Below are 12950 nucleotides of genomic sequence, written 5' to 3' on the forward strand. Positions count from 1 at the left end.
ATATTTATTAATAAGTACTCAATCAAAATTAATCCGTAATATAAATGATAATTTAGCGGTGTGGTTTACGGGGTATCTCCATTATTTCATACCTAACGATTGTATATATCCTTCCTGTACCACACAGTTTTTCAGCTTGCAAGCCTCGATGAAATCCATCATTGCCTTGCGTGCCATTACCTGATCGGGACGTGCATCGCGGATTTCCTTGTAGGAAGTACGCAGAGCTTCAGAGAAATAAACGATATTCGCCCAATTCTCCGGAGGAGTGATACCGACGAAGCTGGAACCATCCATCTTCTTATACGGCCAGAAAGTATAACCGATATTATTTTCACGCATCGTCTGGCAGAAAGCGGCCTGCCATTCATCCGTGTTATGGCCTATTTCGCCCATATACATCGGCAGATTCACTTTGTCACGGAAATCAATAATACTCTGGATAGCTTCTTTTGTAGGATCGCCTCCGTAGCGATGGCAGGTGTACATTATCTTATCATCGAACTTAGAATCCGTAAACGGCTTGAAGTTACCGTTCCATTGTGCACCACCCAACAGAATAATATGGTTGGTATCCACCTCACGGATAGCTGCTACACCCTTCTTATAGATATCCTCCAGCTTGCCGTTCAGTTCTTCCATATTAGGAAAGTACGGAGCAATGGGCTCATTGAAAAGCTCATAACCCAGAATCACCGGTTCATTTTTATAACGATCTGCAATCTTGCGCCAAATGTCGCAATACAACTGCTGACTCGTTTCACTTTCAAACAGCCAGGGATATCCGTAACTATCGTCGATATTATCACCTGTCTGTCCGCCCGGAGCATCGTGCATATCGAGAATCAGATAGAGGTCCGCTTCACGGCACCATTCCACTACACTGTCCACACGGGCAAAGCCATCCTGAGCGGTGGTCAGTCCCATAAAATCCTCATCGGTGAAGAGTTTATAATGGAAGGGGAGGCGGATAGTGTTCGCACCTGTGTTTTTGATGAACTGTACGTCCTCACGGGTAATGTAATTGTCTTTAAATGCTTTCCAGAACTCAGCGGTAAAGTCGGGTCCCACCAGCTGGCTGAACATTTCATTGATGAAACGGGGCGAGTTGGTCTTGCTGAACTTGAACATATATCCTTCCGGGTTCAGCCAGTTACCCAGATTGGTACCCATGATAAAGAGTTTTGTACCATCGGGCTTTATCAGATCTTGCCCTTGAATTGTTACAAACGCGGCAGATTCCTGTGTTTTTTCTGCCTTTTCACCGCAACTGCCTAACATCAGGGAGGCGGCAAGGAGGGATGTACCCACTAAAATTGATTTGAACATGGTATTATAAATATAAGATTATTTCTTCCAGCGATAAGATGCCACAGCCTTGGCAGGCACTACACAATCCACGCAATTCTTTCCGTCCGTTACTGTCAGTCTGGCTTCAGAGGTTCCTTCATTCAACAGCACAAAAGCCACGGTTCCATCGGGATTTTCGAACGCAGAGTACATCAAGCCTTTCTCTGCCACGCCTTTGCTTTCGATACGGACTGCACCCGGTTTCACCACAGACGACAGGTGGCCGATGATGTAATAATGAGAATTATAAGTCATCGTCCTGTAGTCTTCACGACTGATATCGACCGCACCGTAGCAGGTCTTACATCCTCCTTCACGCCAGGGACCACGCTCATTATCCAGCATCAGATTCCAGACAATAACGCCTTTACACCAGTTGTTTACCGTTCCGAGGGCTACTTCACGCATATCTTCCATCAGTCGTTTTTCAAGATTGCGCCCGTCATTCCACATACCGATAGAAGTTTCGGTGAAGATCAGTTCCTTGTCAGGACGTTTCTGTTGGATATTGTTCAGTTCTTCGCGCCTGCCACCATAATTGTGATAAGCGGCTCCGGTGAGGAAAGCGGCAGCTACTTCATCATCATATATCTTAACGGGGTATTGTTGCTGATCGGCCATGTTATCGTAGTTGTAATTATGATCGAAAGCATAAATCTTCGTATCCAGTCCGGCAGCCTTGAAAGCAGGGCCAAGAGCGTCGCGCACAAAGGCCAGTTCTTCTTTCCAACCCATGAACAAAGATGCGGAATTACCCCTGTTCAACGGTTCATTCTGTGGAGTGACGGAATAAATATCAATACCTTCTTTACGAAATGCCTCAATCCATTTCACGAAGTAAGTGGCATAATCCCGATAGTAATCCGGATTCAGTTGTCCGCTTGTCCAGGAGTCGAAGGGCTTCTTTTCCTCCAGGTTATTCACCTTCATCCATTTAGGGCATGTCCACGGAGAGCCCAGTATCTTAATGGTGGGATTAATCGCCAGAATATCTTTTAAGATAGGTATTACGTATTCTTTTTCTTCGGTCTGCAAGGCAAAGTTTTCAATGCCTTTCGTATCGCAGCAGGTATATTCGCTCAGTGAGAAATCGGAGCAGCCTATGGAAATACGGATATAGCTGAAGCCCAGTCCGTCTTTATCCGAAAAAGTTTCGGTAAGAAACTTCGCACGGTCGGCAGGTGTCATTTGCATCAGATTGTAGCAGGTAGAACCGGTCACGGCAGCACCGAAACCGTCCATCTCCTGAAATTTCACCTTCGGATTCAGGGTGATTACGGATTCAAACGCCGGAGTTTTAGAGAGCTTCTGAGCAGTGTGATTAAAGCTTTGCTGACGGTCGGCAGTCGTGATGTACACATCTGCTTTCTTCTTTCCTGCCGCATTTTCGTCCAATGAAGCGGAAGTCTCGGCACAAGCCGTAATGGCAGCGAATAAACAGCATCCTAATAAAAGAGGTAGTTTCAAGTTCATGGTATGTTTTTCAAGGGTTAATTAATCTTCCACAAAGGTAGGCAAGATAGAGACAGTATGCACCTCCGGTTTATCAAGATGTGGATATGATGAAAGCACGCAGAACGATAACAGACTAAATAACAAGACAATAAGTTTGGGATGAGAAAGTAAAAAAGTGGATGAGCAGGAAAGAAATGACGTATGTTTAGCGTATCTTCATAACGCACATTTCAAAGTCATCCCGCGAGACGCACGCTTTATTTTTCACTTTAGCGCGGTAATTATAGATTGTATTGACGGAATAACGAAGGAACTCGGCAATCTGCGAACTATCGTCAATACCCAGACGGATCAAGGCAAAAATACGCAATTCTGTATTCAGCAGTTCGCCCTTGCGGAGTATAATCCGTTCTTCAGGCTGCAACAACTGATTGAACTTTTCTACAAAGTCAGGGAAAAGATGGAGGAAGGCAGTATCGAAGTTCTCGTACAGTTCCTTCAGATCAGTGTCAAGCACATCTCTTGAACGCACCATTTTCAGCAGTTCTTCCGTTTGTCCGCCGGAAAGCTTTTTGTTGACCATGCGACGGTAAGCATCCAGACGGTCGATATAGGTAGAACATAGTTTCAGGAAACGACCGATGTATTCCTCCTTTATATGATTGGACATCTGCAACTGTTCATTGGCCTGTTCCAGATGACCGCGGGCTATGGAAAGATGCTTCATCTGCCGATATATCCAGATGATAGCCATAACCAGCAACAGGGACAGGATACTGATCATCCAAAGATAAAAGCGCAGACGGTCGTTCTGCTTCTCCTGCATGGCCTGATAGGTAAGATCTATGAGCGACAGAATACCTGCCGTCTGCAAGCTGCGGCTACGGGCATTGTAGTGGTTGGTTTCATCCCACGAGAAGCGAATGTAGCGGTAAGCACATTCAATGTCTCCTTCTTCATAAAGCAGTTGCGCCAAGGTCCACAAGGAAGCATGATCGGTAATTGCCAGCCGGACATCTGTCAAAGCAGACAAAGCCAGATAATACTTTTCCTGCTGTCTGTCTCCCAACCTACGGTAAAGCAGGGAACGGTGGTAAGTGACCAACGCATATTCCGGGGTATCGGGACGTATGCCCGCCAAACGGCTATCATTTATCTTCAAAGCCTCCTCCAATTGACCGGAGCCGGCGGCTTTCATCTCTTTACGTTCCAGATAGAGGGCGGAGGCAGGAGAAAGCACCTGCATCAGAGAGTCTCCATATGCGGCGGACAAGCCGTAATAACGACTGCGCCGGAAGGTATCCTGCGTATACGCCCCCAATTCATTGTACAAATGGCGGTAACATTCATAATAATCGGGTAACAAACGGGGAGAAAGCTCAGAGGGATTTATCTTTTCCAGATCTTCGGAAGCTTCTTTATACATACCTGCCGCTGACATCAGATGCGCCCTCCGGATACGGGTTTCATCTGCTGCATCCTGCTCACCGTGCTGTTGTGCCCAGCGCAGGTTACGGCTCAGATAGTAAAGGGCGGAGTCGCAGATGTATGCTTTGTATTCTTGATACATCTCCGCATTCAGCCGGAAGAACTTCGGGGTTTCCGAACCGGTCTGTACCAATTGCTGCCTCAACGCCTCAATACGGGATTCCCGTACTGCCACATATTCTTTGTGCTTACCGATGGCTACGTCCAAAGCATCAGTCCATCCACCCATTGCAGGAACATCGGCCGGAGCCGACATTCCGTGAATGCCAACTAAAGCCAGGCCTAGAAATATCAGCAGTTTTATCTTCATAGGGGACAAATATAAAAAATTTGTTTCCTATATTTGCAGCATTAACCCCCAAATGTATTCTATAATGAAAAACTTAACACCTCAACGAGTGGCGGCGGTCGATGTATTCCGCGCGCTTACTATGTTCCTAATGCTCTTTGTGAATGATATTCCCGGTCTGAAAAACATCCCCCACTGGCTTAAACATGCCGAAATGAACGAAGATATGCTGGGTTTTTCCGACACTATTTTCCCCGCATTCTTGTTCTGTATGGGTATGTCCGTTTCTTTTGCCATACAAAACCGTTACCGGAAAGGTGACACTACTTTGCAGGTCATTGCGCACGTCTTCTGGCGTACGGTGGCACTGATTGCAATGGGACTGTTTTCGCTCAATTCGGGCGGCATCGAAGGAGGCCTCTCCCATCAATGGTTCACAATACTGATGGTTGTCGGTTTCTTCCTGGTCTGGGCGGTTTATCCCAAGGCCGAAGGTTCCAAAAAGTACCTTTTCATCGCAATGAAAGTTGTCGGAGTCGCACTGCTGGCGTTCCTTGTACTGTATAAAGATTTAAGCGGAAAACCTTTCCATCAAGGTTGGTGGGGCATACTGGGACTTATCGGTTGGACATACGTGGTTTGTGCCGGTATTTATCTGTTTACCCGCGAGAGTTTACGTAAAAATGTAATTGCATGGCTGGTGGTTGTGCTGCTTGCCGTAATCAGCCATTCCAGCCTGATACCGCAGGAGTACGGATTGCGTGTCATCCTGCTGCCTTTCATCCCCAGTGACTGGACACTGCATGCATTCGGCATGTCGGGCGTGCTCACTTCGCTGTTGATGCAGAAATATGCCGACCGCGAACATCCGCGTAAGTTCATCACTATGCTTTGTGTATTGGGTGCTGTCATGCTCATTGCCGCACTTTGCTCGCATCCTTACTGGATTATCTCGAAGATACAGGCCACTCCGAGCTGGTTGTTCTATTGCCTTGCCGCATTCTTCCCGCTGTTCGGATTGTTCTATTGGCTGACGGATGTGAAAGGCAAAACGCCGTGGTTCGATATCATCAAACCCGCCGGAACTGCAACACTGACATGCTATATCATTCCTTATCTATGGTATTCCGTACAGCAGTTATTAGGGTTGTACTATCCCGAAGTGCTGAATGCCGGTACACCAGGTTTACTGCGTTCGCTCATATTCTCCCTCATCATTGTCCAACTGACCGGGTTGCTGGTGAAGGCTAAAATAAAACTGAAAGTATAACTTATAAGATTTATGTTAAAGTTACAAACTCCCAACAACGAAAACAAGGTGCTGCTTCATTCCTGTTGCGCACCTTGTTCTTCCGCCATTATCGAATGTCTGCTTGCCAACGACATCCGTCCTACCGTATTTTATTATAATCCCAATATTTACCCTCAGGAAGAGTACGAAATCCGGAAAGCCGAAGCCATCCGCTACGTCCAGGGTCTTGGACTCGACTTCATTGATGGTGACTATGATTACCAGTTGTGGCGTTCGTCCATGCAGGGTATGGAAAACGAACCCGAACGTGGCAGCCGTTGCCTGAAATGTTTCACCCACCGACTGACGGAGACCGCCCGGTATGCTTCAGAACATGGCTTCACCCTGTTCACCACCACCCTCGCCTCTTCCCGCTGGAAAAGCCTCGACCAGATAAATGAGGCGGGACACCGTGCCTCCTCCCTCTATCCCGGTACCACCTTCTGGGAACAGAACTGGCGAAAAGGAGGATTACAGGACCGGAGGAACCAACTTCTTAAAGAACATGAATTCTATAATCAGCAGTATTGCGGTTGTGAGTTCAGTATGCGGAGGCTTGAAACAACTTGATAATTATATAAACAGTGGTCAAGTATCTATCAGAGGAGCCGTCAATCGAATCTACTTCTGGCATTCTTTGAAAGATTGTGTTGGATTATAGAAAAAATTAAAAGGAAAAGCATACCTTTACAGGTGTTTTAAACAGAAGAAACAAGATGGCTAAGAAAGCAGTACTTCAAGTGAAGGACATTACGATAAGAACCTTACTGCAAAACGGAATAGATTACATTTGCATTACAGATATAGCCCGTCAGAAAAACCCGATAGAGCCGAAAGATGTCGTTAAGAACTGGATGCGGTTAAAAAACACATTGGAATATCTCGGTTTGTGGGAGAAGCTGAATAATCCGGACTTTAAAGGGGTCTAATTCGACCCCCTTTTAGCAGAAGCAGGCAGCAACGCCTTTACCATGAGCCCCACTCGTTGGATTGAAATAACCAGTGCCATTGGCATCGTCTCTAAAAATGGGGCAGGTGGAGGTACTTATGCACAACGTGATATTGCATTCAAGTTTGCCAGTTGGGTGTCGGTGGAATTTGAATTATACCTTGTCAAGGAGTTCCAGCGCCTCAAAGAGCAGGAACAAGCCCAGATAGGATGGAGTGCAAAGCGTGAGTTGTCCAAAATCAACTACCGCATTCACACCGACGCCATCCGTCAGAACCTGATCCCAGCAGAAGTTACCCCACAGCAAGCCTTGCGCATCTATGCCAGCGAAGCTGACGTGCTGAACGTAGCCATGTTCGGCATGACCGCCCTCGAATGGCGCGACTCGCACCCCGACCTGAAAGGCAACGTGCGCGACTATGCCACGGTGAACGAACTGATCTGCCTCTCGAACATGGAGAACCTCAATGCCGTATTCATAGGCGAAGGGCTCCCGCAGCACGAACGCCTCGTCCGGCTCAACCAGATAGCCATTCATCAGATGCAGGTGCTGGAAGACGTAAACAAGAAACTGCTGCGATAAGTAGTCGAAAAGGCGAACTACAGGATCGACAAAAATCAACTTCTCAAAGAACATGACTTCTACAACCAGCAATATTATGGTTGTGAGTTCAGTAGGCGCAGGGCCTAATCACATTTGTTGTATATACTTATCCAGACTATTTACAGCGGATAAGGAGAGCTTATTCTTTATTCGCTGTTTAGTTTTCAATACTGATTGAGGAGTAATATTAAAAAGAGTCGCTACAGTCTTATTACATAGCCGAGCGCGAACCAAATAACACAATTTCAGTTCCTGAGAGCTCAATGTATACTCTGCCAGTTCTTCCGACAAACAACCTCCGTAAAACCAATCAATAATAGTGAAGAGGTTCTGCCATTCAGTTTCATCTCTGATAATACCATAAGAAGAATGCTGATGAAGCCGTAACAACTGGCTCATGGCCAATAATAAAGAAGATGAGCAATCTGCCAATACTGATGCTTCCTGATAGTTTTTCAGCTGTTTTGTCAGTTGCTTATTTCTGAACAGTAAGCAAGCATTCCAATTATCACTGTAAGTGTCCATATACATCTCCTATTTTTATAATATTCTCCTAATTATTTTTCCAGCTCCTTTGCTATTTCCTCCACTTCCCTGCGCATCTCCTCAATAGCCATAGAATGAATTTTAGGCGCTTTCATCAGCACTATTCGCTTCATCTCCTCAAACTTCTCCCTATTCAGAAATTCCGGTTCGGCATATAGCTTCGCCAGCAAATAGTAAGGATAAATCCGCCCGGGCAAACGATGGACCGAAGCCAGAAGAAGTTCCTCAGCCCAATTGTAGCAACGCAGTGCCTGATAATTCTTGCCAATGACATTCAGTATCATCGGATCAGCACAATATACCAGGGCCTTATCCAGATATTTATTAGACTCATTATAAAACCCTGCCTTATGAAGGCTATGCCCATATTCAAACAAGAATGTCCCTTTCTCCCTCAGTTGCGGATAGAGCTTATCATAAGCCGTATTTGCCGCTGTATAGGCTCCCGCATGATAAAGTATACGGGCATTCACCCAGTCCCGACAAGCATCCTTTTCCCGTTGCCACTTGTCATGAAAACCGCCTGTCCATATAATAAGACAAGCAGATAAAATAACCGGTTTAGCTATTATATCTCCTATCCCACAAGCCAGCAATAAGCACACATAGGCTACAATGAAGGCCGGGAGATGCATAGGATAAGAAGAAAAAGAGAAAACAAGCAAAGTGACAATTGCACCGCATACACCGTAGCGCCTAAACTGTGTCCCTGCCCATAAACAGGCAAAAGTAATCACTATCAACATTATACAGATGGCAGGCCCCTGCGTCAGAGTCAGTTCCAGATACTCATTAAACGCATATTCCGGACTTCCGGCTACCCGCTCTTCCCATTCGGCATAATCTCCTTTGGCAAAATAGGCCTCCTGTGCCTCACCGTATGCAAAAGCAAATCCTTTATCACAGCCCCAAAGATGGTTGGCTATAGCCTGACAGGTAATTTTCCACAAAAATAAACGTCCCAGAGCGGAATCCGGCTTCAGGAAGAAAGCTCCGGCACCTCCCACTATCAAAACAAGAAATATCCCTATCCCCCACGAGACATATCTCTTCTTATACCTCCGCCACAATAATTTCCATTTACGACTATCCCGATGCATATACATCACCCAGCCGCATCCTATCAAGGCAGCCACCCATGCCGAACGGCTCATAGTGGCCGGCAATACACAAAGGATGAGTACCCCTACAACTCCTGCTGCAGCTCTCTCTATCTTTAAGGAGGTAATCAGCCATTTCCAATCTCTGAATCGTACAAAATGATGCAGACAGAGCGGCAGCACCATCGCCAGATATCCGGCATACGGACCGGGATTGAAGAAAGAGCCGGTGAGTGCATAACGAAAATGACCGGAAGCAGAAAAGCCATACAATTGGCGTAATCCCCAAATAGCCTCAACTCCCCCAAAAAGTATCAGACTCCATGATACATAAGCAGAAAAATGCGGAAAAGAGAATATTTGCTTCCAGGAAGTTCTACCCCAAATCTGCAACAGGCAGGTAATGGCAATACAACCGGTCGAGAACAGTACAACCTTTCCAAACCACACCCATTGCCCGATGGTTTCCGCGGCAGGAAGTTCAGGTGTTGTCACACATACCAGGCTCAGCAGAGCACAGACTGCAAGAAACTGTAATATAACCACAACTGCATCTCTTATTTTATGTATCCGCACTTTCATCATTTTATTCTATTTTCTTGAACACCCTATTCCATCTTATTTTATCCGCGCCTCTGTCCACCGACTTCCATATCCTGACAGCTTTCCCCACAATAAAAGGCTCCGGCAACAATCCCCAATAACGGGAATCCTGAGAGTTCATCACCTTATCCCCCGCAACAAAGTAGTAATTCTCTTTAAAGCGATAAGTATCAATCACACTGTCATTTAGCAAAACCGTATCTCTACGCACGAACAGTTTCTTCTTCTGTTCCCACTCTATCGCGTTCTTATAGAGAGCGGCATGTTTAGGATTCATATCAACCTCATCCCCTTTGGCGGGAAGATACAGAGGACCGAAGTTCATAATGTCCCAATTCACCGACTCATTATAAGGATAGCCACTCATGACTATTCCCCAATCCTGCACCATTCTCTTCTCCACCATACGCAGCAGTCCATCTTGCGAGTCTACGTTTCCCAACGGTATATCATAGCCCCGTACTTTATAATGCGCCCTCTCTATCTCAAACGTATCGCCCGGCAGTGCCACACAACGCTTCACATAATAGGTCATCAGATTCAGTCCGATACTGTCCCATTGGGCAGGATAAGGAAAATTAAAGACCAACACGTCGTTCCTTTTTATCTTACCCAACGCAGGAAGGCGGGATATCTTCACTTCTTTTCCTTCTGCGGCATCCCAGATATTGAAGATACGGGCACCCATCACCCACTTATTCACAAGGATGTTATCTCCAGGCAGTAAAGCAGGCTCCATAGAATCTGAAGGAATCTTGAAAGTGGCAATACAGGTTACTTGAAGTAATACCCATAGAGCCACTAATCCACAGCCTATCAAAAACAAGTTTAACAACTTGTCGACAAACCAAGAGAGTTTTCTTTTTTTACGAAATAGCTTCATTCAAATAACAATATAGCCTTATTTTATCAAACCAACTAAAAAGTAAACTTTAAGAAGCCGTCTTCAAAAAATTCACTGTTATAACCATAGATAATTCTATTCTCTTCGTCCACATCAAAGGGATTCGGCATAATATCCAACGTATATTTGGCTATGGAATGACCGGAGTAATCAAATACTTCTATAATACATTCTTTTTTCTTTCCTTCACCTCTTGCATAGAAATAGCGCTTACCCGCAACCAGTTCATTATAATAAACCACACTATTTTCAAAATCACCAATTACTATGCGTGGAGTTATATCATCCCCCACAAGGCTTTTACAGAGTTTCATGCTATCCACACTATAAAAATCAATCTGCTTTTTATACTTATATGCATAAATAATCAGAGAGTCGTTTGCAATCATAATTCCACTATTCTTATAATAGTATTTTTCAGGATGATCATCTGGCTCAAACAAAATCTGTCCCATTTCATGCAGCGTATTCAAATTGATTTTCTTTATGGCGAGTTTGTCTGTCTCATTATATATATAGAGAGAGTCTCTCACTATATGCCTATCATTAGGAACATCACTGGAGATGGGCAACTCGTGCTTTTTTTCAAAGGAAAGATGGCATGTGCCATCCATCCTAAAACTCTTAAGAGAGAATTCTGTGTATCCTCCTATATAAACTTTATCAGTCAATGTTCTCCAAATTCTGGGATAAACTTGAAACTCTTCTTCTGCCTGCCCTTTTGCACCACCTTCATAAATACACTTAAATTCAGGCAGAGAGTATTGGTACAGCATGGCATCATAATTTCTACTGTCCGTAACCAATATACTTTGCTTTTTCAGTACTATCTGCTCTGGATTTATAATCTCGTCTACTCTTATTCTCTCTGCATAAAGTAACTTTTCCTCAGGAAATGGTTCCATTTCTTGTTGTAACTTTTGTTCTGTACATGCCATTAATGTGATACAGAACAATAAAAAACAAACACGCTTCATACAATAAATATTTATATTATTTTAATTCTCAACACACTATGCACATTTCACATATCATTTCTCGCAACAACCAATACAGGCAATCAACAGCATCATGAGGCATGATATACATTCAATTCTTTTCACAAATAAACGAGTAAAAAAGCACTCTTAAAGACAAAAGGTACTTACAATAGTATTCATATTACTCAGAAGACGAAAGATAGGTTATATCTCTTTCAAAGAGGGTTGCCCTGTTTAGCCTTCTATCATTTTGCTTCCCCGGTTATCCTCAATAAGACAGGAGAAGATTCTGCATTACAATACACTTTTATGATTTTATCAAAACGCCCCGGCTGCTCTGGCTTATATGTCACCGATAAAGCGACAGAATCCTTAGGACGAATTGGTTCCTTTGAATAACCGACCGTAGTGCAGTCACAGGAAGTTAGCACATCATTTATCACTAAAAGCCGCTCACCTGTATTCTCAAGAATGAACTCTACCGTTTGTTCTTGCTGCCAATCAAAAGCACCCAAAGACAAATCAGTGCTTTTTATATTGACCTTTGTTCTTATTCTCTTACTCTCGGAAGCTGCCTTCCCTTGAATTATATTCATATATAAATCTTTTATTTTAGGATTATGAACAGGATTCCCAATAGCTATTATCTTATTGCTTTTATCTAACAGGAAAGTTTGAAAGGTTATATCAGAGGGAAAACCATTCAAACGATAAAACTCATCTTTTTCATCCCAATATACAGGATAAACAAAATTAAAGCGATTAAAAATATCATTTAACTCATTCTTACGTTCTGAATAAAAATAAAATAAAAAAGAAACACGCCCCTTTGCCAATGAGTCAACCTCATGCATCAACTCCATCCAACGATGTAATTGCAATTTACAACTAGTGCATCCCACAGAATCCGTATAAACAACAACTTTATATTCTGGATTTTCTTCCATCATAAAAGTATCTTTCCCTAAGACAGTGGTAAAACTCTCCATTGGAAAAAGGATTTCTTTCCCATTCCATTCTTTTACTAATTCTAGAACCTTCTTTTTTTCAGAGTTTCCACAACCAATAAAGCATAAAGCAATCCATATACATAATAAAGACTTCATATCACATTTCTACCTTCCTAAGTATTTGCTTATTCACAATTAAACATTTATCAACAAAACACAATAGCACAGTTACAAACCAGTCTATCAAGAATATAACGTTTTACAAGTTTTCTTTTCCAATTCCCAATATGCACCTCATAACAGATATATTCAATCTGACTATCTCCCCTGCGTCTTACCTGAAAAAGGCTATAAATGAAGTTATCCGACTTTCTGCTTGAGATAGTTTATAGCCAAAGAACTTATATCTGCATTTTCAAGATTATCTTGTCCATATGCCAC

The 12950-nt window shown here is 43.7% G+C and carries 10 protein-coding genes and 2 pseudogenes; 4 read left to right on the forward strand and 8 right to left on the reverse strand.

Features of this window, described 5'->3' with window-relative positions:
* Nucleotides 1-81: 81 nt before the first annotated feature.
* The 3 genes from VYM24_RS04260 to VYM24_RS04270 form a co-directional block, all read right to left on the reverse strand.
* On the reverse strand, nucleotides 82-1329 hold the full coding sequence (locus VYM24_RS04260) for a glycoside hydrolase family 5 protein (protein ID WP_330941540.1): 1248 nt from the start codon (nucleotides 1327-1329) through the stop codon (nucleotides 82-84).
* Between the two features lie 18 nt (nucleotides 1330-1347).
* Nucleotides 1348-2823, reverse strand: a complete 1476-nt coding sequence (locus VYM24_RS04265) for an endo-1,6-beta-glucanase (protein ID WP_291538273.1) — start codon at nucleotides 2821-2823, stop codon at nucleotides 1348-1350.
* A 187-nt stretch (nucleotides 2824-3010) separates the two neighbouring features.
* A complete protein-coding gene (locus VYM24_RS04270) occupies nucleotides 3011-4603 on the reverse strand; it encodes a DUF6377 domain-containing protein (RefSeq protein ID WP_291553513.1) in 1593 nt (530 codons plus the stop codon).
* Between the two features lie 64 nt (nucleotides 4604-4667).
* On the opposite strand from VYM24_RS04270, the gene VYM24_RS04275 reads away from it, so the two are divergent.
* The 4 genes and pseudogenes from VYM24_RS04275 to VYM24_RS04290 all read left to right on the forward strand — a co-directional run.
* Nucleotides 4668-5852 carry a DUF5009 domain-containing protein gene (locus VYM24_RS04275; protein WP_291553514.1) on the forward strand — a complete coding sequence of 395 codons (1185 nt, stop codon included), beginning with the start codon at nucleotides 4668-4670 and terminating at the stop codon, nucleotides 5850-5852.
* A 12-nt stretch (nucleotides 5853-5864) separates the two neighbouring features.
* Nucleotides 5865-6443 carry an epoxyqueuosine reductase QueH gene (locus tag VYM24_RS04280; RefSeq protein WP_291553515.1) on the forward strand — a complete coding sequence of 193 codons (579 nt, stop codon included), beginning with the start codon at nucleotides 5865-5867 and terminating at the stop codon, nucleotides 6441-6443.
* A gap of 146 nt (nucleotides 6444-6589) precedes the next feature.
* Nucleotides 6590-7405, forward strand: a pseudogene (locus tag VYM24_RS04285) (KilA-N domain-containing protein).
* A 5-nt stretch (nucleotides 7406-7410) separates the two neighbouring features.
* A pseudogene (locus VYM24_RS04290) lies at nucleotides 7411-7513 on the forward strand (epoxyqueuosine reductase QueH); the annotation flags it as partial.
* Here VYM24_RS04290 and VYM24_RS04295 read toward each other — a convergent pair.
* The 5 genes from VYM24_RS04295 to VYM24_RS04315 form a co-directional block, all read right to left on the reverse strand.
* Entirely contained in the window at nucleotides 7514-7951 is a 438-nt protein-coding gene (locus VYM24_RS04295; RefSeq protein WP_224320966.1) for a helix-turn-helix transcriptional regulator, read from the reverse strand.
* A 32-nt stretch (nucleotides 7952-7983) separates the two neighbouring features.
* A complete protein-coding gene (locus tag VYM24_RS04300; protein WP_330941541.1) occupies nucleotides 7984-9657 on the reverse strand; it encodes an O-antigen ligase family protein in 1674 nt (557 codons plus the stop codon).
* A gap of 1 nt (nucleotide 9658) precedes the next feature.
* Nucleotides 9659-10558 (reverse strand): signal peptidase I, encoded by a 900-nt coding sequence (gene lepB, locus VYM24_RS04305; RefSeq protein ID WP_291553521.1) that lies wholly within the window; start codon nucleotides 10556-10558, stop codon nucleotides 9659-9661.
* Between the two features lie 35 nt (nucleotides 10559-10593).
* Entirely contained in the window at nucleotides 10594-11484 is an 891-nt protein-coding gene (locus VYM24_RS04310; protein WP_330941542.1) for a hypothetical protein, read from the reverse strand.
* Nucleotides 11485-11804: 320 nt separating this feature from the next.
* A complete protein-coding gene (locus VYM24_RS04315; protein WP_299090417.1) occupies nucleotides 11805-12665 on the reverse strand; it encodes a DUF1573 domain-containing protein in 861 nt (286 codons plus the stop codon).
* Between the last annotated feature and the right edge of the window lie 285 nt (nucleotides 12666-12950).

It is taken from the genome of Bacteroides sp. MSB163 (assembly GCF_036416795.1).
Taxonomy (GTDB): domain Bacteria; phylum Bacteroidota; class Bacteroidia; order Bacteroidales; family Bacteroidaceae; genus Bacteroides; species Bacteroides maternus.